This is a genomic window from Providencia sp. PROV223, from assembly GCF_028479245.1.
Classification (GTDB): Bacteria; Pseudomonadota; Gammaproteobacteria; order Enterobacterales; family Enterobacteriaceae; genus Providencia; species Providencia rettgeri.
The window spans coordinates 1-24,858 of record NZ_JAMPNG010000005.1 but is presented as its reverse complement, the minus strand read 5'-3'; the positions used below and the strand labels follow the sequence as shown (position 1 = coordinate 24,858).

The following is a 24,858-nucleotide window of genomic DNA, read 5'->3' as shown; positions in this document are numbered from 1 at the left end:
AAAATTTAATTATATGATTTAAGTAATCAAGCCAATAAACTTAAGTATGACTTGATTACTATTTATTGTTTAGCCTATTTCTGTGTTGCTGCTTTCATTTTTGCAACAAACTCAGTTAATGATGTAAGCATAACATCAGGGCGATTTAAGTTGTTTTCGATGATTTTAACCACGGCTGAACCAGAAATTGCACCTGCTGCACCATTTTTAATCGCTTCTTTGACTTGTTCAGGTTCAGATATCCCAAAACCTTGTAGGGCAGGAGCCGCGTTATACTGATTTAATTGGCTCAATAAATGAGCTAATGGCGTTTCAGCGCGTTTTTCTGTGCCTGTTACGCCTGCACGTGATAACAAATAAGTATAACCTTGGCTATATTTCCCAATTTGTTGCAGTAATTCATCATTGGCATTGGGTGGGCAAATAAAAATAGGAGCAATGTTGTGTGCCAATGCAGCTTCACGAAATGGTTGTGATTCGGACATCGGGACATCTGCAACTAATACGGAATCAACACCTGCTTTTTCGCAGCGAATATAAAAATTTTCAATACCATTGGTAAAAACTAAATTTGCATACACTAATAAGCCAATCGGAATAGTAGGGTGTTTTTCTCTAATACGACTTAGTAACTCGAAACAAATAGTCGGGGTGATTTCACTTTGAAATGCGCGTAAATTTGCATTTTGGATGGTTGGGCCATCCGCCAATGGATCAGAAAATGGAATACCAATCTCTAATGCATCAGCGCCACCAGCAATCAAAGCATCAACAATGTTTAATGATAATTCAGCATCAGGGTCACCTAAAGTGACAAATGGAACAAATGCCCCTTGGTTATCGTGAGTTAAACGTTTAAAAAGTTGGGTATAACGTTCCATTAAATTTCTCCTCTGCTGGCTAAAATATCATGCACTGTAAAAATATCTTTATCACCACGGCCAGACAAATTGACGATTAATAATTGTTCTTTATTGGGTTCTTGCTCTGCCATTTTTAATGCATAAGCGAGGGCATGAGAAGATTCTAATGCTGGAATTATTCCTTCTTTACGTGATAATAATTTAAAAGCATTCAGGGCTTCATCATCGGTAATCGAAACATATTCTGCGCGACCAATACTATTTAAATGAGCATGTTGAGGTCCAACAGAAGGAAAATCTAATCCTGCAGAGATGGAATATGACTCTTCAATTTGACCTTCACTAGTTTGCATCATCGGTGATTTCATACCGAAATAAATCCCAACACGACCATGTTTTAATGGCGCACCATGTTGGCCTGATTCAATACCTAATCCAGCAGGTTCAACACCAATTAGTTTCACATGTTCTTCTGGAATAAAAGAGGCAAATAAACCGATTGCATTTGAACCACCACCAATACAGGCAACGACAGCATTGGGTAAACGGCCTTCTTTTTCAAGAATTTGTTGTTTTGCTTCATCACCAATCATACGTTGGAATTCACGTACAATTGTTGGGTAAGGGTGTGGACCCGCCGCAGTTCCTAATAAATAATGAGCTTTATCATAGCTGCCAGACCAGTCCCTTAATGCTTCATTACACGCATCTTTCAAGGTTGCCGAACCGCTATGAACAGATATAACTTCAGCACCCATTAATTTCATACGAAATACATTGGGAGACTGGCGTTCAACATCTTTAGCGCCCATGTAGATACGGCATTTCATATTCAATAATGCACAAGCCAGTGCGGTTGCAACTCCATGTTGCCCAGCACCGGTTTCTGCAATAATTTCGTTTTTTCCCATTCGCTTAGCCAGTAGCGCTTGGCCTAATACTTGGTTGGTTTTATGGGCGCCGCCGTGCAGTAAATCTTCGCGTTTTAAATAGAGTTTTGTTTTCGTACCGGCAGTTAAGTTTTTACATAATGTTAGTGCAGTAGGGCGACCTGCATAATTCTTTAGTAAGTCGTGAAATTCACGAATAAACTCAGCATCATTCTGTGCGTCGATAAACGCGTCTTCTAATTGATTTAATGCAGGGATCAGAATTTCTGGGACATATTGCCCACCAAACTCGCCAAAATACGGATCTAATTTACTCATTATTTATTGTCCATTTTAACAGTTACATTAATTGGTGTTGGAGTTTTATCTTTTCGTTGTGTATTAGTGAGCCGTTGATTCGGCTAACAACGCTGACAACACCAAATTTATTTTTTGTTCACTTTTTATACCAGGTTCAATTTCAACCCCTGAATTAAAGTCTAATCCGTTGCACAGTAACTTTGCAGCATCTAGGCAGTTATCTGGTGTAAGTCCCCCCGCAATCATTATTTTTTGTGTTGCAGATGAAGGGATTTCTGACCAATTGAAGGTTTTACCAGTGCCACCTTGTCCGTTATCCAGTAGTAACACATCAATGTCTTGTGTGTCATAGTCATTTAAAGTTGTTCTTGACATATCAAGCGCTTTCCAAACTTCACAGTAGTTTGGTAAAAATGTTTTTAACGTATTGATATAAGCAGAGTCTTCTTCACCATGTAGTTGCACCGCAGATAACGCAAGCTGTTTGGCAATATGGGCAACAAAATCGGCGGACTGATTACGGAAAACACCGACATATTTTAACGGCGCTGCATGAATGATATTTTGGGCTTGTGACAATGTCACTTTTCTCGGGGAGGTTTCAGCAAAAATTAATCCACCGTAGTGTGCTCCTGCTTTAAATGCGGCTTTTGCATCTTGTTCGCGGGTTAAACCACAGACTTTATGTTCCCCAGCTAGCAGGTTTCGAATGGCTTTATCTAAGTCAGCTTGCTCCATTAGTGCGCTACCAATTAAAAAACCATTTGCAAACTGTCTCAGTGACTGAATATGTTGGTGTTGATGAATGCCTGACTCACTGATCACTATCGTTTCTTTTGCTAAGCGAGGCGCGAGCTCACGAGTCCGATTTAAATCAATAGAAAGGTCGCGTAAATCCCGGTTATTGATGCCAACCACTTTGGCTTTTAACCGAATTGCTCGCTCTAATTCTTCTTCATTACTGACTTCCGTTAATATCCCCATACTCAGTTGATGAGCAACTTCAGCCAATACGATATATTCATCATCATTTAAGACAGATAACATCAGTAAAATGGCATCTGCTTGGTAGTAACGTGCAAGATAGATTTGGTATGGGTCAATGATAAAATCTTTGCATAATACGGGTTGCTTTACGGTATTACTGACAATCGTTAAGTAATCCATATTGCCTTGAAAATATTTTTCATCGGTGAGAACGGAAATCGCACTCGCATAAGGAGCATAAGTTTTAGCTATCATCGCAGGGTCGAAATCAGCACGGATCAAACCCTTTGAAGGAGACGCTTTTTTGCACTCTAAAATAAAAACAGGGCGTTTAGCGCTTAGTGCGTTATAGAAACTACGCTGGCTAGGCTTAACTTCAGCAATAAAGCTTTCTAAAGGCTGCTTGGCTTTGCGTTCAATTAAATAGTCAACTTTATCATCAACAATTTTTTGTAAGACTGTCGCTTTCATTTTATTGGTTCCTTGCCGCGAGAGCTGTAACGCGGTCAAATGCTTTACCGCTACGAATAATTGCAAGTGCGTGTTCGCTGTTTTGTTTTAAATCTTCATGGCCATTAATACGCATCAGCATGGCAACATTGGCCGCTACAGCCGCTTCGTGAGCCGCTTGGCCATGGCCTTGAAGTAAATCACTAAGCAATACGCGGTTTTCATCAGGTGTACCGCCTTCTAAGTCGCGTAATTGATATGGTGCTAGCCCAAAATCATCAGCAGTTAATTGATAATGTTGTACTTTGCCATCTTTTAATTCAGCGACTTGAGTGACTGCATGTAATGAAACTTCATCCATCCCTCCACTGTGTACCACAGCTGCACGGGTAAAACCAAGCATCTGTAGTGTTTCAGACACAGGTTTTACCAATGATCCTTGGTACACACCGATAAGGGCAATCGGTGGGCGAGCTGGATTAATTAATGGCCCCAATACATTAAATAACGTTCGAGTTTTTAGTTGAGTACGCACAGGGGCAGCATGACGGAACCCACTGTGGTATTGTGGTGCGAATAAAAAACAAACACCAAGCTCATCTAATGCGTCACGAGCACTTTGCGCACTGAGGTCTAAGGCGATACCAAAGGCGGCAAGTAAATCCGAAGAACCTGAACGGCTCGAAACACTTCGATTACCGTGTTTCGCCACTTTAATCCCACATTCAGCAGCAACGAATGCGCTTGCTGTGGAAATATTGATACTATTTGCGCCATCTCCCCCAGTGCCAACGATGTCGCTGAATGGGTAGTCAGGGCGGGGAAATGGCTGTGCATTCTCTAAACAAGCTAACGCGGCTCCAGCAATTTCTTGCGGTTGTTCACCTCGCATTTTCATACTGATTAACACAGCAGCTAATTGAGGTTCTGTTAATTCGCCTTGAATAATAGCATTAAACAAGTACTGGCTTTCTTGTTGAGTCAGTGGTTGCGCTTTAAATAACTTATCATAAATATTTTGCATAATTGGCTCTTTAGTATTCCGTTAGTGCGAATGAGTAGGTTCGGTTGCATTGGGAGTAGAAAGAGCCCATGCCACAGTGTTTTCTAGCAACTGTTTACCTTGCGTTGTTAAAATGGATTCGGGATGAAATTGGAATCCACAAACTCTATCGCTATCATTACGTACAGCCATGACCATGCCATTTGAATGGGCACAAATGGTTAAGCTTTCCGGAATTTGGCTACCAACAAGAGAGTGGTAACGCGCCACTGATATTGGGTTTTCAAGATGATTAAACATAGCTAAACCATCATGTGTGGCAATCGAAGATTTACCATGCAAAATTTCACCAGCAGCTGAAACCGTTCCGCCATAAGCTTCAACGATGGCTTGATGACCTAAGCAAATACCAATAACAGGAATTTTGCCTTTTACTCGCATTAATACTTCTGGCATTGAACCTGCTTCACTCGGTTTACCAGGGCCGGGTGATAAGACTAGTATCGGTGAAATCATTTGATTTAATACAGATAAAAGATGTTCTACATTGACTGTATTGCGATAAATAACCACGTTATGGCCACCTGCGCGCAGTTGGTCTACTAGGTTATAAGTAAAGGAGTCAACGTTATCGAGCAGTAAAATGTTCGCCATTAGAATAACTCCTTAACTTGATGTGCTTGGGCAATTGCACGGATCACTGCACGTGCCTTATTACGGGTTTCATCGGCTTCAGCTTGAGGTACGGAATCTAGAACGACACCACCTCCCGCTTGCACAGTGGCAATACCATTTTCTACGTACGCAGAGCGAATAACGATACAGGTATCAAAATCACCATTTCCTTGAAAATATCCTACAGCTCCTCCGTATGACCCTCGGCGTTCTTGCTCATATTGAGCAATCAGTTGCATGGCTTTTACCTTTGGTGCACCCGTTAAAGTCCCCATATTCATGCAAGCTTGGTATGCATGAAAAACATCTAAATCTTGGCGCAATGTTCCCACAACATGAGAAACTAAGTGCATCACGAAAGAGTAACGGTCAACCTTAGTTAGGTTGGCGACGTAACGGCTACCGGCTTCACAAATACGGGCTAAATCGTTGCGAGCTAAGTCAACTAACATGATGTGTTCAGCGAGTTCTTTTTCATCTGAGCGCATGGAAAGTTCAATTCGGCTGTCTAAGTCGAGGTCTAATTCACCCTGCGCGTTACGCCCACGAGGGCGGGTTCCTGCGATAGGATAAATTTCCACTTTGCGATTTGCTGTTGCATATTTGAGTGCGCTTTCAGGTGAAGCCCCAAAGAGTGTGAATGCTTCATCTTGCATGTAGAACATATAAGGGCTTGGGTTTTGTGCTTTGAGTTTTTGATATGCAATTAAGGGATGTGAGCATGGCATCGTAAATTTACGAGAAGGCACAACCTGAAAAATATCACCACGGTATATGGCTTCTTTTAATGAGGTGACAATTTCCCCGTATTGTTGGTCATTTTTGTTTATCGAGACCGCAAAATCAGGTGCTGTTGCTAAAGGAAGTGCGGGTAAGAACGGACGGCACGAAGCGATAATTTGTGCGTGGCGTTGTGTAACCGTTTCGACATCTTGCTCATTTTGCGTAAATAGGCAACTTTTGAGTCGAGCAGCCTGATTTTGGTGGTCGATCACTAAATAATGTTCAGCAACAAAAAAACAATAGTCAGGGCAGTGATTAACGGTATTCACCTTGGGTAAATCTTCAAAACTGGCGACTAAATCGTATGCAAACAAACCACCAACAAACAGGTTTTCAGGTTTTGTTGAATAGGCTTGTGCGAGAGCGGGCAGAGCACGTAAAACGTCTAAACAAGATGCGGCCTTCAGACGACTGTCTTCGTCTAAATCTTTTGCAGGTTGGCTAAACGTTACCGTTAAGCTATTTTCTTGCATGCTATGATGTGTGATTAAATGGGTTAATTGTGCTAACAGCTTTGGTAATAAGGCTTGACCATTTGGCGTCAACGCGTCTATTTCAACTCGTTGGCCAAAAGCACGAATACGTAGCGCGCTGTTGACAACCAGCAAGCTTTGCAAGTTGGCTTTATTATTAATTTCAGCAGACTCCAACAACATTGTTGATGGAACTTGATGGCACAGATGATTAAATAATAATGTAGGGTCAGGCTGATAATTAATTGGGCTATCCAGATACTTAAAATGTGCTAATGTGGTGTTTTGTTCGTTCATTATGTTGCCTTACGCTAATTTTTGACATAAAAAAACCCGCCGATGAAGGGCGGGTTTGGCACTGAGACATACAATAACTATGCGTGTGCGGCTTCCGCCCAATTTGGGAAGTCACGCCACCAACGATTTGATAAGTTAAATAAATTCATTGTATGCCTCACTGGATAAACTGATGATTTTTAGCCTTAGCCATCTTGCGTACTAGTTAACTGGATCGCGTTGTTTATGTCAAGAACTTTGTTACTTTATTAGGAAATATAGTTGTACATGGAAATTAGAGAAGATATCAATCTGTCGACTGCTTCGCCGCCATTAGTGACTCGCTACGACTTACATAGCCATACGAATGCTTCGGATGGTGACCTTACTCCAGCAGAGTTAATCGAACGTGCGATTGAAAAAGGGGTTAATATTTTAGCGATCACAGATCATGATACCTGTGAAGGTGTATTTGAGGCTCGTCGCTATCTTACTGAAAATGAAAGGCCAATTGAGTTAGTCAATGGTGTTGAAATTTCGACACTGTGGGAAAACATTGAAATACATATTGTGGGGTTAAATTTTTCGACTTCACACCCCGCTATGGCTCAATTGTTGAAAGCACAATCTGAACGTCGCTTCGAGCGTGGTATTGAGATGGGCAGGCGATTACAAAAAGCAGGGATTGATGACGCATGGGAAAATGCGCAACATATTTCTGGTGGTGGGCAGGTAACGCGGGCTCATTTTGCACAGTATATTGTGAAAATAGGTAAAGAAAAAACCATTAATAACGTATTTAAGCGTTATTTATCAAAAGGAAAAATAGGTTACGTTCCTGCGAAGTGGTGCTCAATTCAAGACTCTATCGACGCAATTCATGCGGCCGGTGGTATTGCGGTATTAGCTCATCCTGCGAAATATCAATTATCCAATAAATGGTTAAAACGGTTGGTTGCGTATTTTAAACAGTGTGGAGGTGATGCCATGGAAGTTTCTCATTGCCAGCAGCCGCCACATGAAAAGCAGTATTTAGCGGAATTAGCCAATAATGCAAATTTATACACATCGGTGGGTTCAGATTTTCATCGGCCATGTTCTTGGATAGAGCTTGGCCGAAATTTATGGTTACCTAATGATGATAATGCAGTCTGGACGCTTTGGAATGCGGTAAAAAGCAGCTAATTAATTGATGTATTAATAATGCGGTGTAAAATAATTATTATAAGTGATGATTTATTTCTGAGTAGGTCATCTCATGGAATTAAGAGATAGTAGCATTTATAGGTGTTTTTGCCGGGTGATGCTGTCGATACCCAAAAATTAGAGGTATGTATGAGCCAGTTTTTTTATGTCCATCCGGATAATCCTCAAGCAAGGCTGATTAGCCAGAGTGTTGAAATTCTAAATAAAGGCGGTGTCATTGTTTACCCTACGGATTCAGGATACGCCATTGGATGCCGTTTAGAAGAAAAAGATGCTTTGCAACGTATTTGTCGTATCCGTCAGCTTGATGCTAACCATAATTTCACTTTAATGTGTCGAGATCTCTCTGAGCTATCGAATTACGCACATGTTGATAACACCGTTTTCCGTTTAATTAAAAATAATACTCCGGGTAATTACACCTTTATTTTACGGGCAACGAAAGAAGTTCCACGGCGTTTAATGAATGAAAAACGTAAAACCATTGGCTTACGTGTGCCATCAAACCCGATTGCTCGAGATTTACTCGAAGCTGTTGGTGAACCTTTGATGTCAACCAGTTTGATTATGCCTGGCGATGATTTCACGCAATCAGATCCTGAAGAAATTCGCGATTTACTTGATAAACAAGTCGATTTAGTTATACACGGTGGTTATATCGGGCAAAAACCAACAACTGTGATTGACTTTACTGATGATACACCTGTTGTGGCACGCGTCGGAACAGGGGACCCAACGCCTTTTGAATAAATACAAATACCTAAAAGCCTAAGATTTAGCACGGAATTAAATAAAATCGTATTGAAAGTGCGATATTCAGATAAGTTATAGGGGTTCAGGACAAACCTGTGTATAATGCGCGGGTTTTCAAATTCATTACTTTTTGGTACGGTCACAAGATGACGCGCCAAAAAGATATTTGACGCCTGTGAAGGCGACAGCTGAGGGTTACATGAGCGTAAAACCGCAAAAAACTGAAAAATTACAGAAAATCCTTGCTCGTTCAGGACATGGTTCTCGTCGAGAAATCGAAACATTCCTGCAAGCGGGTCGTATTAGTGTTGATGGCAAAATTGCGACACTTGGAGACCGTGTTGAAGTCACACCAGCAACAAAAATTCGTTTAGATGGTCGTTTATTAGCTATCAAAGAACCTGAAAAAGAAATTTGCCGTGTAATGGCTTATTACAAGCCAGAAGGTGAATTATGTACACGCCATGATCCAGAAGGGCGCCCAACTGTCTTTAACCGTTTACCTCGCTTAACGGGAGCACGGTGGATTGCTGTTGGCCGCTTAGATGTTAACACCAGTGGTTTATTGTTATTTACGACTGATGGTGAGCTAGCTAATCGTTTAATGCACCCGAGCCGTGAAGTTGAGCGTGAATATGCTGTACGTGTGTTTGGTGAAATCAATGAAGCAAAAATTCGTCAATTAACACAAGGCGTACAGTTGGAAGATGGTCCTGCTTCTTTTAAAACGGTTTCTTACCGTGGCGGAGAAGGGATGAATCAATGGTTTAACGTCACTTTAACTGAAGGGCGTAACCGCGAGGTCCGTCGCCTTTGGGAATCGGTTGGTGTTCAAGTGAGCCGTTTAATCCGTGTGCGTTATGGTGATATTGATTTACCGAAAGGTTTACCACGTGGAGGATGGACGGAACTGGGTTTAGAACAAACCAATTATCTCCGCGAGCTGGTGGAATTGCCGGTAGAAACTGAAAGCAAAGTTGCCGTTGAGCGTGACCAACGTCGTATTAAAGCGAACCAAATTCGCCGTGCAGTAAAACGCCATACGCAAGTTGCATCACGTCCTGCATCAAAACGTCAATCTTCAAGACCAACGGCGAAACGTCGTACTCGCATCTAGATTAATTGCAATTCTCGAATATTAAAAAAGCTGAGGCTCCACCCTCAGCTTTTTTTGATCTAATGTTCTAGTTCACATTATTATGAAAGCTATCAGTAAGAGATGATATTTATGAGATATCCGTCTCATTTTAATGTAATTAAAAGTCTTAGTATGACCCTTCTTGTGGGATATTCCTCACAAAATATTGGGTTACTACTGATAATAAAGACAAATTTACAGATAAACCTATTACTTACCCAGTTTATCCAGATAAATAAAGAATGGTTTAAGTGGATAAACCTGAATAAGGACAAAACATGAAAAAAATAACACTGACTTTGAGTGCGATTGCATTGGCATTAAGTTTTACAGCAACGTCTCAAGCAAAAATTCCAATGCCAGAAACCGTAAGCCCTGGGGTTACCGTTGTTGAACTAGCTCAACAACAGCCTATTCATTGGGTTTCCATCGAACAAATTAAACAAAGCCTAGAAGGCAAAGCGCCAATGGCTGTTGGGTTTGATATCGATGATACGGTGTTATTTTCGAGTCCAGGTTTTTACCGTGGTAAATTAGAGTTCTCTCCTAACGACTTTAGCTATCTCAAAAACCAACAATTTTGGGAAAAAATGAATAATGAGTGGGACAAATTCAGTATGCCAAAACAAGTGGGTATTGATTTAGTCAAAATGCACTTAGATCGCGGTGATACTGTCTATTTCATCACAGGCCGTACGAAAACAAAAACAGAAACGGTGACTAAATACGTTCAAGAAGGTTTAGCAATACCTGCAGATAAAATGCAACCTGTCATTTTTGCAGGCGATGAGCCAGGGCAAAATAATAAAGTGAGCTGGATGCGCGATCACAAATTAACCATCTATTATGGTGATGCTGATGCAGATATCGCGGCAGCTCATGAGTTAGGTATTCGTGGTGTCCGTATTTTACGTGCAGCTAATTCGTCTTATCAACCATTACCAAAAGCAGGGCGTTTTGGTGAAGAGGTGGTGATTAATTCAGAATATTAATTCTGTAATTAGCCATAATAAAAAGGCGGTCATTTAGAAATGACCGCTTTTTTTAAGCGTAGGATATTTTAGTTAGTCACAACAGCATCAATAATCACACGATTACCGGAGATGCTTCCTGTCGTTCCACTCGTGACGATAGGGCTGGTGATCTTAGTGGTATTAGTCGAACGTAAAGCCCCATACTGATTATTAACCCGATTTTTGGAATCAATAGTTAGGTTTTCCCAGCAGTCACTTTTCCTGCGTAGTTTTCTAATGTGCCAATATCAAGCTTTTGGTTATTAGCGGCTGTAATTTGCCCATAATTATTATTGAATGTCGCTTTGAGTTTAATGTAAACATCGTTACGTGCAGCAGCGTTATTATTCACATTTGCAGCAATTGAACCATACAAGTTATTTAGAGTATCTCCTTTAACTTTAACAGTACCATTATTAGTTTGTAGACCACCATTTTGGCCTGTAAGACCAAAGATAGTTAGCTAGATACAAGTCGATTAAAAGTACAATAACTGTATAAATATCGAATTATTGCACTTTATTTAGTGGTTAGTTACCAATCAATCCCTTTTTGAGCTTTAATCCCAATATCAAATGCATGTTTCACTGGGCGCATTTCTGTTACTGTATCGGCTAATTCGATCAAATCTCGGTGGCAACCTCTACCCGTGATCACGACAGACTGATTGGTAGGACGGCTTTGTAATGCTTGAACCACCTCTGCTAATTCGAGGTAATGATAACTCACCATATAGGTGAGCTCATCTAAAATGACTAAATCGTACTGTGGGTCACTTAACAATTGCTTGGCGTACTGCCAAGTTTCCATACAAGCAAGGGTATCGGTCTCTTTATTTTGAGTCTCCCACGTAAACCCTGTTGACATAACATAGAAGGGGACGCCTTGTGGTTCTAGTAGTTCGCGTTCGCCATTATCCCAACCTCCTTTAATAAATTGAACAACAGCCGCTTTTTTACCATGGCCTACTGTACGGCAGACAGTTCCAAATGCGGCTGTGGTTTTGCCTTTCCCATTTCCAGTAAAGACAATAACGATCCCTCGTTCAATTTGTGCGGCTTCAATACGTGCATCTACTTTTTCTTTTAAACGTTGTTGGCGTTCTTCGTGTCGATTTTGAGACATCGTGTTTACTCCGCAGCACCAGGTTTACGTCCGGGTTGAGCATCATAACTACTTCCCGTTTTACGCAGGCTATCATCGCCCATCAAATAGATATAAATAGGCATGATATCAGCAGGGGTTTTTAATTTAAGCGGATTTTCATCAGGAAATGCACTTGCTCGCATTGAGGTTCGAGTGCCGCCTGGGTTAATACAATTTACACGAAGATTAGTCTGCTTATATTCTTCGGCTAGCACTTGCATTAAACCTTCGGTGGCAAATTTTGATACAGCATAGGCGCCCCAACCGGCGCGACCTTGCTTACCTACACTCGAACTGGTGAAAACTAATGAGGCATTAGGTGCTTTGAGTAACAAAGGGAGCAATGCTTGAGTTAGCATAAATGTGGCATTAACATTTATTTGCATAACATCATGCCATAGGTCGCTGGGTTGCTCAGTGATGGGGGCAACGACACCAAGTATTCCGGCATTGTGTAATACGCCATCTAAATAAGGTGTTATTGCGGCAACTTGCGAGGCTAGAGTATAGCAGTCATCAATTGTTGCAGTTAATAAGTCTAATATAAAGCAAGGTGGCTTACTTCCACCTAAAGCGGCTATTTCATCACTAACGGATTGTAATTTATGCTGTGTTCTACCAACAAGGATAAGGGATGCGCCATAGCGCGCATAAGTGAGAGCGGCTTCACGGCCAATGCCATCACCGGCACCGGTTACAAGAATCGTTTTACCTTTCAATAGGTCTTGTCTAGGTTGATATTGGAGCATATTCTTTCCTACTATTGTGATTAGCATGTACGGTTATCATCGCACTGATTGTGATAATTGGCTAATCTAACATAGTTATTAACGAAGTTTGTGTGCTAACTCTGTTTTTTTCTGGTTGTTTGCACGTAATCGTGAGATTATTTTTGTAATTGAAGATAAACATCAAAAGGATCAGATTGTGGAGTATTTCTCATTGTATGGGCTATTTTTAGCAAAAGTCGTCACTATTTTGGTGGCGGTGGTTTTGCTAGCTGTCTTTGTGTTTGGCGTAGGTATGCGCCGACAAGGGGCTAAAGGTGCTTTAAAAATCACAGATTTAGGTGAAAGTTATCGTGAGCGCCAACGCCAAATGCAACAAATTAAAATGAATGAACCAGAACATAAAGCGTGGTTGAAAGCATTTAAAAAGCAGCAAAAAGCGAAATCAAAAAGTGAGAAAACAGGGGCGAAATTAGGCCAAACAGGGGTTAAAAAACCTTGTTTATATGTCTTAGACTTTAAAGGTAGCATGGATGCCCGTGAAGTTGCCTCTTTACGTGAAGAGATCAGTGCAATTATTGCTGTTGCCGATCAACAAGATGAAGTTTTGTTAAGACTTGAAAGCCCTGGTGGAATGGTTCATGGTTACGGTTTAGCAGCTTCTCAATTATTAAGAATCAAAGAAAAAAATATCCCACTTACCATTGCGGTTGATAAAGTTGCGGCGAGTGGCGGATACATGATGGCATGCATTGCAGATAAAATTATTGCTGCACCATTTGCCATTATTGGTTCGATTGGTGTGGTTGCTCAAATTCCGAATATTCATCGGTTATTAAAAAAACATGATGTTGACGTTGAACTTCATACCGCAGGTGAATACAAGCGTACATTGACCATGTTAGGTGAAAACACGGAACAAGGCCGTAAAAAATTTGTTGAAGATTTAAATTCAACACATGAATTGTTTAAACAATTTGTTCATCAAAATCGCCCATCTTTAGATATTGACGCAGTTGCGACAGGGGAGTATTGGTATGGCTCACAGGCTCTTGATAAAGGGCTAGTAGATAATATTGGTGTAAGTGATGATTTTATTATCAATGCAATTGATACTAAGGAAATAGTTAGTATTCGTTATGTGTTAAGTAAAAAAATGATGGATAAGTTTATGGGAAGCGCGGCAAAGAGCGTGGATAACTTATTATTGCGCTGGTGGCAACGCGGGCAAAAACCACTCTTGTAATTTTAAATTTCGCCTAGCGAATAAGCGTTTTTAAATCTACTATTAATTTACCGGCGTTAAAGCCGGTAAATTTTATACAAAAAGCAAACGTGTTAATTAGTTATTATCACTTAATTGGTATTGTTCTGACAGTACATGAGCGAGATGTTTGTACATATTAAAAGCAGCTGTACTTTTTAAAGTAGGAATATTGTTCTCATCTAAGAAGAATTCTCCTTTAAATACCAATGTACCCCGATGCTGCTCAACGGTGTCAACAAACATACCATGAATATAATCATCATGTTTCTTTATGATATCATTAGCTTTTTCAAGTAACTCTTTTTTTGTGATGAACGGTAAATTATCTTGCATAACTTGGCTTCCTTGAAAAAATAATTGGTTGCTTCTAGCATTTTATCAGGTAGAGTGTGTGGTTTTCAATTGTGACTAAACATCTTTATGTGGTTAAAATCAGTCAACTAGAAGACACTTTGTGCTTTTTAGAATAACGTGATTGAGTTTATAAGTTTTGTTTCAACACAAATAATTGTTTAAAAATATATTGATATATTGTGATTGTGTCGCAATATAAAAAAGAGATTCTCATTTTGCGCATTTTAATGTAGAAATGCGCCATTGTTGATATTTAGGTAAAGGTAAATATGGGTAAAGCTCTTGTTATAGTGGAGTCCCCGGCAAAGGCCAAAACGATTAATAAGTATCTTGGCAGTGGCTACGTTGTAAAAAGCAGCGTTGGCCACATTCGTGATCTGCCGAAAAGCGGCTCTGGTTCACAAACCGGCTCACAAAAGAGTACAGGCTCATCTACCGACAAAACAAAGAAAGTAAAAAAAGATCCGCGTGATGCGTTAGTTAAGCGCATGGGGATCGACCCTTACCATGGTTGGAAAGCGAATTATCAAATTCTACCGGGTAAAGAAAAAGTGGTTTCTGAACTTAAATCATTGGCGGAGGATGCCGAACACATCTACCTCGCAACGGACTTGGACCGCGAAGGGGAAGCTATTGCGTGGCATTTACGCGAAGTGATAGGTGGAGACGATTCTCGTTTTAGTCGTGTTGTATTTAATGAGATCACCAAAAATGCGATCACTCAGGCATTTGATAGCCCTGGGGAATTAAACATAGATAGAGTTAACGCACAACAAGCGCGTCGTTTTATGGACCGAGTTGTGGGTTATATGGTTTCTCCGTTGCTGTGGAAAAAAGTCGCTCGTGGCTTATCGGCTGGCCGTGTTCAGTCAGTTGCAGTGAAACTCATTGTTGAACGTGAACGGGAAATTAAAGCTTTCGTCCCTGAAGAATATTGGGAACTGCATGCCGATTTAGCTGATAAAGATATCGCTAACTTGCGTATGGAAGTCACTTCACAAGGTGGTAAGGCATTTAAACCAGTCAATAAAGCGCAAACAGAGGCAGCAGTTAAGCTACTTGAAAAAGCCCGTTTTGCGGTTGTTGACCGTGAAGATAGGCCGACATCAAGTAAGCCGAGCGCACCGTATATCACGTCAACGTTACAACAAGCCGCCAGTACTCGTTTAGGTTTTGGCGTGAAAAAAACCATGATGATGGCTCAGCGTCTTTATGAAGCAGGGTATATCACTTATATGCGTACTGACTCAACAAACTTGAGCCAAGATGCATTGGATATGGTTCGTGGCTATATTAATGATAATTTTGGCGCTAAATATCTGCCAAAAGATGCGAATGTTTATAGCAGTAAAGATAATTCGCAAGAGGCGCACGAAGCCATTCGTCCTTCTAGTGTCGATGTTTTACCTGAGTCACTAAAAGACATGGAGAACGATGCGAAAAGGTTGTATCAATTAATTTGGAATCAGTTTGTGGCCTGTCAAATGACGCCAGCAAAATATGATTCAACAACCTTGACAGTCAAAGCAGGTGATTTTGAACTAAAAGCCAAAGGGCGTACTTTACGTTTCGATGGTTGGACGAAAGTCATGCCTGCACTGCGTAAAAATGATGAAGATAAAACATTGCCACCAATACAAGTTGGTGCGGAGTTATCTTTAATTGAGCTATTACCTAGCCAGCACTTTACTAAGCCACCAGCTCGCTTTAGTGAAGCATCTTTAGTTAAAGAGCTCGAAAAACGTGGTATTGGTCGTCCTTCGACGTATGCAGCGATTATTTCGACGATCCAAGACAGAGGTTATGTCAAAGTTGAAAATCGTCGTTTTTATGCAGAGAAAATGGGTGAGATTGTCACGGATCGTTTAGAGGAAAACTTTAACGACCTGATGAACTACGATTTTACTGCGCGTATGGAAGACCAACTGGACCATGTTGCAAACCATGATGCTGAGTGGAAAGCCGTATTAGATGAATTCTTCTCTGACTTTAGTAAGCAGCTAGATGTTGCTGAAAAAGAACCAGAGGAAGGGGGAATGCGTACTAACCCAATGGTGATCACCTCAATCATTTGCCCTGATTGTGAACGTCATATGGGTATCCGTACTGCATCAACCGGGGTATTTTTAGGTTGTTCTGGTTACGCACTACCACCAAAAGAACGTTGTAAGAAAACAATAAACCTTATCCCTGAAGACGAAGTCTTGAATGTGCTTGAAGGGGATGATGCGGAAACTAATGCGTTAAGAGCAAAACGTCGCTGTCCAAAATGTGGTACCGCGATGGACAGCTATTTGATTGATAATGGCCGTAAATTACATGTATGTGGTAATAACCCTGCATGTGAAGGTTATGAAATCGAAGAAGGCGAATTTCGTATTAAGGGTTATGACGGCCCAGTCATTGAATGTGACAAGTGTGGATCAGAAATGCACCTGAAAATGGGGCGTTTTGGTAAGTACATGGGTTGTACTAACGAAGAGTGTAAAAATACGCGTAAAATCTTACGAAGTGGCGAAGTCGCACCACCGAAAGAAGACCCGGTTCCATTACCGGAACTTCCATGTGAAAAATCCGATGCGTATTTTGTGTTACGTGATGGTGCTGCTGGGGTTTTCCTTGCGGCAAACACATTCCCAAAATCACGAGAAACGCGTGCACCATTAGTTGCAGAATTACAGCGCTTTAAAGACCGTTTACCTGAAAAACTGGCTTATTTGGCTGAAGCACCAGCTGAAGATGGCGAAGGTAACCCAACTGTCGTCCGTTTTAGTCGTAAAACGAAACAGCAATATGTTTCTTCAGAAAAAAATGGTAAAGCGACGGGTTGGAGTGCATTCTACGTTGATGGTAAATGGGAAGTGAAAGAGAAATAATAATTCCCTTTTGCATTCAAACAAAAAAGCCAATCATTTAATTTGATTGGCTTTTTTATTAACTTGTCAATTTCATATCAATGCCTATCGGTGAATAACCCACTGTTATACTGTCATTTCCTTTATTTCTTATCGCTCACTGTGATATAACCGCCAATTTTTAACTAAACTCAAATGTAGCACCAAAGTGATAACTAATTTGTGTTAACTTAAGATAGAGTCATTGTAATTATCAATAGATAGTAATAGTTCTTACCTTGTTAAGGTCTTTAGGTAAGTCGATGGAATGATAGATAAAAGTTATCCACCGGAGGCAAAATGAAGTTAAAAATGTGTTTACTGGCTGCATTATTGACAGCGGGGACAGCATACGCTGCTCAATCTACTGTTGTATTAAAAGAAGCGACCCCAACAGGTGATGGTAAAGCAATTGGTGAAGTTGTTATCTCAGAAACAGAATATGGATTACTATTTACACCAAAATTAACGGGCCTACAAGCAGGCATTCATGGGTTTCATATTCATGAGAACCCAAGTTGCGAACCCGCAGAGAAAGATGGCAAATCGGTACCTGCATTAAAAGCAGGCGGTCATTTAGACCCCGCTAAAACAGGTGTCCACAAAGGCCCTTATGATAACACAGGGCATTTAGGCGATTTACCCGGCCTAGTTGCCGATAGCCAAGGTAATGCTGATTACGCGGTACTAGCACCACGTTTAAAATCACTCAAAGATGTTCAAGACCGTGCATTGATGGTGCATGTGGGTGGTGATAACTATTCTGATAATCCAGAAGCGTTAGGCGGTGGTGGGGCTAGAATGGCCTGCGGCGTCATCAAATAATACGCGTCATATTTCAAGCTGTGGCGTTGTTAGCTGCGCTCGCTAACCCTAGTCACATACTTATGTATGCTCCTAGGGCTTAGCGCCGCTTGCTGCCTAGCCACAACTTGATCTATTTAGCGTATTGTATTGATTAGAAAGTGATTTAAACAGCAGTGTTGTTAGCTGGGTTTACTAATTTTAATCATATACTGATGTATGCTCCTAGGGCTTAGCGCCGCTTGAGGCCTAGCCACAACTTGAACTATTTAGCGTATTGTATTGATTAGAAAGTGATTTAAACAGCAGTGTTGTTAGCTGGGTTTACTAATTTTAATCATATACTGATGTATGCTCCTAGGGCTTAGCGCCGCTTGAGGCCTAACCATAACGTGAACTATTTAGCGTATTGGATTGATTTGAAAACAATTTAATTTTGTTAGTCATAAAAAGAAGGCTCAAGTTAAATTTCGAGCCTTCTTTTTTCATTGATAAATTACCAAATACGAATACGTTGCTCTGGTGCCAAATACAGTGTGTTATTTTTATCAACACCAAATGTTTGGTACCAGTCATCAATATTGCGTACTACGCCATTAGCACGGAATTGGTTAGGGCTATGCGGGTCTGTCATAATCTTATTACGCTCAGATTCTTTATTTGACAGTTCTTGCCAAGTACGAGCCCAAGCAATGAAGAAACGTTGTAACCCAGTTGTTCCGTCAATAATTGGGGGCTCACCATTTGGGTAATTTTCTTTGGCAAATTGTTTATAAGCACTCAAGGCGATATTTAATCCACCGAGATCGCCAATGTTTTCACCTAATGTAAGCTCACCATTCACATTTAAACCATCAACAGCAAATGCGTTATACTGCTCAACAAGCTTGGCTGTTTTCTCTTTAAAGTGAGTTTTGGCACTCTCACTCCACCAGTTACGTAATTGCCCCGTACCATCGTATAAACTGCCTTGGTCATCAAAACCATGGCCCATCTCGTGACCAATTACAGCGCCAATTGCACCATAGTTATAGGCTGGGTCAACATTAGGATCAAAGAAAGGTGCTTGTAAAATTGCCGCTGGGAACACAATTTCGTTTTGAACAGGGTTGAAATAAGCATTGACTGTTTGTGGCGTCATGCCCCATTCCCATTGACGGACAGGTTGGCCAATTTTGCCAATCATATCATCATATGACCAGGCTAAAACTTGTTTATAATTCTCTAATAATGAGTCAGGCTTGAGGTTAATTGTGCTGAAGTCATTCCATTGATCTGGATATCCCACTTTAACAGTGAATTGCTCTAATTTTTTAAGGGCTTCTTGGCGAGTTGGCTCATCCATCCAGTCATTGACTTTTAGGCGTGAATTAAATGTGCTCCTCACATAGCTGACCAAGTCTTTAATTTTTTCTTTAGCTTGCGGGTCGAAGAATTGTTCGACATAAATTTGCCCTAATGGCTCACCTTGGAGCGAATTAACAGTCTGCAATGCACGCTCTTGGCGAGTGCGTTGTTTTTCAATTCCATTGAGTTTTTTCGAATAAAAATCAAACTGGGCATCCGCGATAGCTTGGTTTAAATAACGTGCGTGTTCACTAATATATTGGAAGGTTAGGTAATCTTTTAGTGTCGAAACAGGGGTATCAGCAAAAATTTTTGCGGTTTGTTCCACCGCGCTATCTGTTTCAACGATGATTTTCTCAAGTTGTTTATCTGTTAGTTTACGATTGGTAATAAAACTAGTCCAATCAAAACCTTGAGTATAATTTTTCATTTCAGCTAGAGACATTGCATGGTAATTTTTGATAGTGTCACGGCGTGCTTCTGGGCTCCAATGCACTGTTGCAATTGCTTTTTCCAAATCAAAAATTTTCTGCGCTTTTGGTTGTACATCTTTTTCACCCGCCAGTTCTAGCATGGTAGCGATATAAGCGATATAACTTTTTCGAATATCTTCCATTTGTGGGGTGTCATCGAGGTAATAAGTACGGTTCGGTAGCCCTAAACCGCCTTGACCGATATAAAGCACATAGGTATCAGGTGCTTTGGCATCTAAATCTACCCAATAAGAAATCAGCGATTTATAGTCAGGCTGTGTCATTAGCTGGCTAATATCATGATGATTTTTAGCTTTTGCAATGGCATCTAAATCGGATTTTATTGGGCTAATACCAGCTTGCTCGATAGCCGCTTCATTCAGGTAGCTGAGATATAAATTTCGAATATTTCGTTGGTTATGCGTGAGCTTGTTTTCAGGGATCTGTTGTAATTGATCAATAATCGATTGAATGTGTTTTTCTGTGTTTAAGTATAATTCCACGAAAGAGTTAATACGTGGCATACCGGTGGGGATTTGCGCTTTATTTATCCAATCTTCATTAACATAACGGTAAAAATCATTTCCGGGTTCAATCGTATCAGACAAAACAATTTTTTGTTGTCCATAAGCCACTTCTTTCGCCAAGAGCGCAGGGGCAAAAGAAATCGTCGACATACCAATAATTAAAGCCAAAACATTTAAACGCATGTAACCACCTCTCTTCGTTGAGAATTATGATATCCACTTTAATACGTTAAATTTTACAGTGAGGATCCTGCAAAATTCATTTTACTTATTGAACCACATAATGAAATAAAGTTAATCCGTCTTTGCACTATCTTACGGCCTTTCATCAGTGTAGTGGCATTTAGATGAAATTTTATCATCATACTGTTTATTCTTCTGTGAATGATGTTATATTGGTTATATCAAATTATTTAATTATAACTTTTAGTTATATTTAATATTCTTTAGCTATAGATGCAAAAGCACATTATTCATGTATGAGGTAGACTGAAATATGAAATTGCAGCAATTACGTTATATTGTTGAAGTGGTTAACCATGACTTGAATGTCTCCTCAACCGCTGAGGGGCTTTTTACGTCACAGCCCGGTATCAGCAAACAAGTGCGGATGCTTGAAGATGAGCTTGGGATCCAAATTTTTGCACGTAGTGGTAAACATTTAACGCATGTCACCCCAGCAGGGGAAGAAGTCGTGCGGATCTCCCGAGAAGTACTATCAAAAATAGAAGCGATCCGTTCGGTTGCTGGGGAGCACACTTATCCCGATCGGGGGAGTTTGAGTATTGCGACGACACATACACAAGCTCGTTATGCTTTACCTCCAACAATCAAAGGCTTTATTGAGCGTTACCCTCATGTTTCATTGCACATGCAGCAAGGGTCTCCAACGCAAATAGCTGAAGAAGTTTGCAAAGGAAATAGCGATTTTGCGATAGCAACAGAAGCACTGCACCTGTATAACGATTTGATTATGTTGCCATGCTACCATTGGAACCGCTGTGTCGTTGTGCAAAAAGACCATCCGCTAGCGACGAAAAAAAATGTCACTATTGAAGATATCGCGGAATATCAAATTGTAACGTATACCCATGGATTTACTGGACGTTCAGAATTAGATGTGGCATTTCAGAAAATTGGTCTTGAGCCCAAAATTATTTTTACCGCAACGGATGCCGACGTGATCAAAACCTACGTCAGGTTAGGGCTAGGGATTGGTATCATTGCGAGTATGGCAGTTGACCCGGTGAGTGATAGTGATTTAGTTGTAATTGATATGCGTGATAAGTTCAGCTATAGCACAACGAAGATTGGTTTTAAACGCACCAGTTTCTTACGGAGCTATATGTACGATTTTATGTGGCGCTTCGCACCGCATCTAACTCGTGATGTGGTCGATAAAGCGGTTGCTATTCGTAATAATGAAGAGATTGAAGAATTTTTTAAAGATATGAAATTGCCTATCATCTAATTTCTTTATATTTCTGTACTACCCAATAATAACCCTAGTGACTGTATTTCTAGGGTTTTTATGGTCAATACTTTGTTGGTGTACCAAGCTATTTTCTGACTTATTTCCCTTCTTATCTTAAATTTTCTATTATTAATAGAGAAACATTCAATATTTGGCACAAAATCTATAAATCGAATTTCTAGAGCAACTATGATTACAATTGGTTAACAAAAAATAATGGCGGTAAATACACATATTGCCATAGCTATAAAAACCAAGGAGGAGTTATGTCGTTGAGTCTAAAAACAACGAGTGCCTCGACACTCAATGTTGGAAACAAGCAGTATAATTACTTCAGTTTAGCGCTAGCTGAAAAAAAGCTCGGTGATGGGACGAAGTTACCTAAATCATTAAAAGTCTTACTTGAAAACCTATTACGTCATCTTGATGGTAGCTCAGTTGTTGAACAAGATTTACAAGCCATTATTGACTGGCAAAAAAATGCACATGCAGATAGGGAAATTGCGTATTGTCCCGCGCGTGTGCTTATGCAAGATTTTACCGGAGTTCCTGCTGTTGTTGACCTGGCCGCGATGCGTGAAGCGGTTAAATCATTAGGTGGCAATGTTGAGCAAGTGAATCCGTTATCCCCCGTAGATTTGGTCATTGACCACTCGGTAATGGTGGATGAGTTTGCCACCCAATCCGCCTTTGGCGATAACGTTGAAATTGAAATGGCGCGTAACCATGAGCGTTATTTATTTTTACGTTGGGGGCAAAAAGCGTTTAACCGTTTTCAAGTGGTACCACCTGGTACAGGTATTTGTCACCAAGTTAATTTAGAATACCTTGGTAAGGCGGTATGGTATGAAGAAATTGACGGTAAATTATATGCTTATCCAGATACTTTAGTGGGCACGGACTCCCATACGACGATGATCAATGGGTTAGGCGTATTAGGTTGGGGTGTTGGTGGTATTGAAGCTGAAGCCGCGATGTTAGGCCAACCTGTATCGATGCTAATCCCTGACGTTGTTGGTTTTAAATTAACGGGTAAATTATCCGAAGGGATCACAGCAACTGACCTTGTGTTGACAGTGACACAAATGCTACGTCAACATGGTGTCGTGGGTAAGTTTGTTGAATTCTATGGTGATGGCTTGGCCGATTTACCATTAGCAGACCGCGCAACAATTGCGAATATGTCCCCTGAATATGGTGCAACGTGTGGCTTTTTCCCGGTTGATGAAGTAACACTGTCTTATATGCGTTTAACTGGGCGCAGTGATGATGAAATTGCGCTGGTGGAAGCTTATAGTAAAGAGCAGGGTTTATGGCGTTATGCGGGCGATGAACCGATTTTTACCAGCACACTTGAGTTAGACATGTCGACGGTCGAATCTAGTTTAGCCGGGCCTAAACGTCCACAAGACAGAGTCGAACTTAGCCAAGTACCAAAAGCATTTCGTGGCGCAGTCGAATTAGAAGTCAATAAGAAAATCCAATCGAGCTATCCTTCGGTTAAATATCAAAATAAAACCTTTGAATTAACCGATGGCGCGGTCGTTATTGCAGCAATTACCTCTTGTACAAACACGTCGAACCCAAGTGTATTAATGGCGGCGGGGCTATTAGCGAAAAAAGCCGTTGAAAAAGGGTTAGTTCGCCAACCGTGGGTTAAATCATCATTAGCACCGGGTTCTAAAGTGGTTACTGATTATCTTGCCGTTGCAGGTTTAACACCGTATTTAGATAAGCTTGGGTTTAACCTTGTCGGGTATGGATGCACAACCTGTATTGGTAACTCAGGGCCATTACCAGAACCAATAGAAGAAGCGATTAAACAAACGGATCTTACTGTTGGAGCCGTGCTGTCAGGAAACCGTAACTTTGAAGGGCGAATTCACCCACTGGTGAAAACTAACTGGTTAGCCTCTCCGCCGCTTGTTGTTGCCTATGCACTGGCGGGTAATATGAATATCAACTTGAAAACTGACCCTATCGGGGTTGATAAATCGGGTAATGATGTTTATTTGAAAGATATTTGGCCATCAAGTGCTGAAATTGCGCAAGCTGTACAGCAAGTTAAAACAGATATGTTCCGTAAGGAATATAACGCGGTCTTTGAAGGTGATGATGCTTGGAGAGCATTAAAAGTTGAAAGCTCTTCAACTTATCACTGGCAAGCAGACTCGACCTATATCCGCCATCCACCTTTCTTTGAAGGAATGCAATCTCAGCCAGTACCTGTTAAAGATATTCATGGCGCAAATATTTTAGCGATCCTCGGTGACTCGGTCACCACTGACCATATTTCTCCCGCGGGGAATATCAAAAAAGAGAGCCCAGCAGGACGCTATCTGCAAGAACACGGTGTTGCTGTCGCAGATTTCAACTCTTATGGTTCGCGTCGTGGTAACCATGAAGTGATGATGCGAGGGACATTTGCAAATATTCGTATTCGTAATGAAATGGTACCAGGTGTGGAGGGCGGTTATACCTTACATATACCGACAGGCAAACAAATGGCGATTTATGATGCAGCGATGCTGTATCAACAAGAAAATCGCCCATTGGCTATCATTGCGGGTAAAGAATATGGTTCAGGTTCTAGCCGAGATTGGGCTGCGAAAGGTACAAATTTATTAGGTGTGAGAGTCGTCATTACTGAGTCATATGAGCGTATCCACCGTTCCAATTTGATTGGTATGGGGGTTATACCTTTAGAGTTTAAAGATGGGGTATCCCGTAAGACACTCAATTTAAAAGGTGATGAACGCATTGATGTCACGGGGTTACAGTCAATTACTCCTGGACAAGATATCACAGTGAAAATCACGTATGGCAATGGTGATATAAAGGAAGTTATAACCCGCTGTCGTATTGATACTGCAACGGAGATGGATTATTACCGTCATGGTGGTATTTTACATTATGTTATAAGACAGATGCTGCATTAATCATTCAATTGTGTTACTGAAACGCCTGTAAGATTGTTATCCTACGGGCGTTTTTATTTTTTAATATTTAATCTTATTTATCAATTTTGTTTTTT

18 protein-coding genes, 1 pseudogene and 1 other annotated feature are annotated in these 24,858 nt (G+C 40.7%); of the genes and pseudogenes, 9 read left to right on the top strand and 10 right to left on the bottom strand.

Going from position 1 to position 24,858, the window contains the following annotated elements; genetic code table 11:
* Window positions 1–74: 74 nt before the first annotated feature.
* The 5 genes and pseudogenes from trpA to PR767_RS07730 all read right to left on the bottom strand — a co-directional run bounded on the left by trpA (window position 75) and on the right by PR767_RS07730 (window position 6,721).
* Window positions 75–881, bottom strand: a complete 807-nt coding sequence (gene trpA, locus PR767_RS07755) for a tryptophan synthase subunit alpha (RefSeq protein WP_004911094.1) — start codon at window positions 879–881, stop codon at window positions 75–77.
* Window positions 881–2,071 carry a tryptophan synthase subunit beta gene (gene trpB / locus PR767_RS07750; RefSeq protein WP_272520096.1) on the bottom strand — a complete coding sequence of 397 codons (1,191 nt, stop codon included), beginning with the start codon at window positions 2,069–2,071 and terminating at the stop codon, window positions 881–883. Before trpB ends, trpA begins: the two co-directional genes overlap by 1 nt.
* A 63-nt stretch (window positions 2,072–2,134) precedes the next feature.
* Window positions 2,135–3,511, bottom strand: coding sequence for a bifunctional indole-3-glycerol-phosphate synthase TrpC/phosphoribosylanthranilate isomerase TrpF (gene trpCF, locus PR767_RS07745; protein ID WP_272520095.1), 1,377 nt, complete (start codon window positions 3,509–3,511; stop codon window positions 2,135–2,137).
* Between the two features lies 1 nt (window position 3,512).
* Window positions 3,513–5,147, bottom strand: a pseudogene (trpD, locus tag PR767_RS21250) (bifunctional anthranilate synthase glutamate amidotransferase component TrpG/anthranilate phosphoribosyltransferase TrpD).
* Window positions 5,147–6,721, bottom strand: coding sequence for an anthranilate synthase component 1 (locus tag PR767_RS07730; RefSeq protein WP_272520093.1), 1,575 nt, complete (start codon window positions 6,719–6,721; stop codon window positions 5,147–5,149). The pseudogene trpD and the gene PR767_RS07730 overlap by 1 nt, the downstream one beginning before the upstream one ends.
* 26 nt (window positions 6,722–6,747) lie before the next feature.
* Window positions 6,748–6,849, bottom strand: a sequence feature (Trp leader region).
* Between the two features lie 139 nt (window positions 6,850–6,988).
* Between PR767_RS07730 and rnm the strand changes: the two genes are divergently transcribed.
* The 4 genes from rnm (at window position 6,989) to aphA (ending at window position 10,789) form a co-directional block, all read left to right on the top strand.
* Entirely contained in the window at window positions 6,989–7,885 is an 897-nt protein-coding gene (rnm, locus tag PR767_RS07725; RefSeq protein WP_004911072.1) for an RNase RNM, read from the top strand.
* A gap of 150 nt (window positions 7,886–8,035) precedes the next feature.
* A complete protein-coding gene (locus PR767_RS07720; protein WP_004911068.1) occupies window positions 8,036–8,656 on the top strand; it encodes an L-threonylcarbamoyladenylate synthase in 621 nt (206 codons plus the stop codon).
* Window positions 8,657–8,858: 202 nt separating this feature from the next.
* On the top strand, window positions 8,859–9,776 hold the full coding sequence (rluB, locus tag PR767_RS07715; RefSeq protein WP_004911066.1) for a 23S rRNA pseudouridine(2605) synthase RluB: 918 nt from the start codon (window positions 8,859–8,861) through the stop codon (window positions 9,774–9,776).
* A 299-nt stretch (window positions 9,777–10,075) separates the two neighbouring features.
* Window positions 10,076–10,789: an acid phosphatase AphA gene (aphA, locus tag PR767_RS07710; protein ID WP_004911059.1), complete on the top strand. Its 714-nt coding sequence runs from the start codon at window positions 10,076–10,078 to the stop codon at window positions 10,787–10,789.
* Window positions 10,790–11,006: 217 nt separating this feature from the next.
* Here the strand turns inward: aphA and PR767_RS07705 are convergent, their stop codons facing one another.
* The 3 genes from PR767_RS07705 to PR767_RS07695 form a co-directional block, all read right to left on the bottom strand.
* Window positions 11,007–11,186 (bottom strand): hypothetical protein, encoded by a 180-nt coding sequence (locus PR767_RS07705; RefSeq protein ID WP_042851598.1) that lies wholly within the window; start codon window positions 11,184–11,186, stop codon window positions 11,007–11,009.
* Between the two features lie 158 nt (window positions 11,187–11,344).
* Window positions 11,345–11,935 carry a cob(I)yrinic acid a,c-diamide adenosyltransferase gene (gene cobO, locus PR767_RS07700; RefSeq protein ID WP_004911054.1) on the bottom strand — a complete coding sequence of 197 codons (591 nt, stop codon included), beginning with the start codon at window positions 11,933–11,935 and terminating at the stop codon, window positions 11,345–11,347.
* 5 nt (window positions 11,936–11,940) lie between these two features.
* Window positions 11,941–12,705, bottom strand: coding sequence for a YciK family oxidoreductase (locus PR767_RS07695; protein WP_109912273.1), 765 nt, complete (start codon window positions 12,703–12,705; stop codon window positions 11,941–11,943).
* 178 nt (window positions 12,706–12,883) lie between these two features.
* On the opposite strand from PR767_RS07695, the gene sohB reads away from it, so the two are divergent.
* Window positions 12,884–13,930 carry a protease SohB gene (gene sohB / locus PR767_RS07690; RefSeq protein WP_117162224.1) on the top strand — a complete coding sequence of 349 codons (1,047 nt, stop codon included), beginning with the start codon at window positions 12,884–12,886 and terminating at the stop codon, window positions 13,928–13,930.
* 96 nt (window positions 13,931–14,026) lie between these two features.
* On the opposite strand, the gene PR767_RS07685 is transcribed toward sohB, so the two are convergent.
* On the bottom strand, window positions 14,027–14,284 hold the full coding sequence (locus tag PR767_RS07685; RefSeq protein WP_094960535.1) for a DUF2498 family protein: 258 nt from the start codon (window positions 14,282–14,284) through the stop codon (window positions 14,027–14,029).
* Window positions 14,285–14,574: 290 nt separating this feature from the next.
* Between PR767_RS07685 and topA the strand changes: the two genes are divergently transcribed.
* Together topA and sodC are read left to right on the top strand one after the other, a co-directional pair.
* Window positions 14,575–17,181: a type I DNA topoisomerase gene (topA, locus tag PR767_RS07680; protein WP_004911045.1), complete on the top strand. Its 2,607-nt coding sequence runs from the start codon at window positions 14,575–14,577 to the stop codon at window positions 17,179–17,181.
* Window positions 17,182–17,499: 318 nt separating this feature from the next.
* Window positions 17,500–18,024, top strand: a complete 525-nt coding sequence (gene sodC / locus PR767_RS07675) for a superoxide dismutase family protein (protein ID WP_042851597.1) — start codon at window positions 17,500–17,502, stop codon at window positions 18,022–18,024.
* A 475-nt stretch (window positions 18,025–18,499) separates the two neighbouring features.
* On the opposite strand, the gene PR767_RS07670 is transcribed toward sodC, so the two are convergent.
* Window positions 18,500–20,533, bottom strand: a complete 2,034-nt coding sequence (locus PR767_RS07670) for a M13 family metallopeptidase (protein WP_272520092.1) — start codon at window positions 20,531–20,533, stop codon at window positions 18,500–18,502.
* Between the two features lie 313 nt (window positions 20,534–20,846).
* Between PR767_RS07670 and cysB the strand changes: the two genes are divergently transcribed.
* Together cysB and acnA are read left to right on the top strand one after the other, a co-directional pair.
* Window positions 20,847–21,821 (top strand): HTH-type transcriptional regulator CysB, encoded by a 975-nt coding sequence (gene cysB / locus PR767_RS07665; RefSeq protein ID WP_004911040.1) that lies wholly within the window; start codon window positions 20,847–20,849, stop codon window positions 21,819–21,821.
* 269 nt (window positions 21,822–22,090) lie between these two features.
* Window positions 22,091–24,763 carry an aconitate hydratase AcnA gene (gene acnA / locus PR767_RS07660; RefSeq protein WP_272520091.1) on the top strand — a complete coding sequence of 891 codons (2,673 nt, stop codon included), beginning with the start codon at window positions 22,091–22,093 and terminating at the stop codon, window positions 24,761–24,763.
* Window positions 24,764–24,858: the final 95 nt, after the last annotated feature.

Coding starts and splice junctions, on each gene's coding strand:
- trpA (WP_004911094.1), bottom strand. CDS start 881: ATGGAACGTTATACCCAACTTTTTAAACGTTTAACTCACGATAACCAA.
- trpB (WP_272520096.1), bottom strand. CDS start 2,071: ATGAGTAAATTAGATCCGTATTTTGGCGAGTTTGGTGGGCAATATGTC.
- trpCF (WP_272520095.1), bottom strand. CDS start 3,511: ATGAAAGCGACAGTCTTACAAAAAATTGTTGATGATAAAGTTGACTAT.
- PR767_RS07730 (WP_272520093.1), bottom strand. CDS start 6,721: ATGAACGAACAAAACACCACATTAGCACATTTTAAGTATCTGGATAGC.
- rnm (WP_004911072.1), top strand. CDS start 6,989: ATGGAAATTAGAGAAGATATCAATCTGTCGACTGCTTCGCCGCCATTA.
- PR767_RS07720 (WP_004911068.1), top strand. CDS start 8,036: ATGAGCCAGTTTTTTTATGTCCATCCGGATAATCCTCAAGCAAGGCTG.
- rluB (WP_004911066.1), top strand. CDS start 8,859: ATGAGCGTAAAACCGCAAAAAACTGAAAAATTACAGAAAATCCTTGCT.
- aphA (WP_004911059.1), top strand. CDS start 10,076: ATGAAAAAAATAACACTGACTTTGAGTGCGATTGCATTGGCATTAAGT.
- cobO (WP_004911054.1), bottom strand. CDS start 11,935: ATGTCTCAAAATCGACACGAAGAACGCCAACAACGTTTAAAAGAAAAA.
- PR767_RS07695 (WP_109912273.1), bottom strand. CDS start 12,705: ATGCTCCAATATCAACCTAGACAAGACCTATTGAAAGGTAAAACGATT.
- PR767_RS07685 (WP_094960535.1), bottom strand. CDS start 14,284: ATGCAAGATAATTTACCGTTCATCACAAAAAAAGAGTTACTTGAAAAA.
- topA (WP_004911045.1), top strand. CDS start 14,575: ATGGGTAAAGCTCTTGTTATAGTGGAGTCCCCGGCAAAGGCCAAAACG.
- sodC (WP_042851597.1), top strand. CDS start 17,500: ATGAAGTTAAAAATGTGTTTACTGGCTGCATTATTGACAGCGGGGACA.
- PR767_RS07670 (WP_272520092.1), bottom strand. CDS start 20,533: ATGCGTTTAAATGTTTTGGCTTTAATTATTGGTATGTCGACGATTTCT.
- cysB (WP_004911040.1), top strand. CDS start 20,847: ATGAAATTGCAGCAATTACGTTATATTGTTGAAGTGGTTAACCATGAC.
- acnA (WP_272520091.1), top strand. CDS start 22,091: ATGTCGTTGAGTCTAAAAACAACGAGTGCCTCGACACTCAATGTTGGA.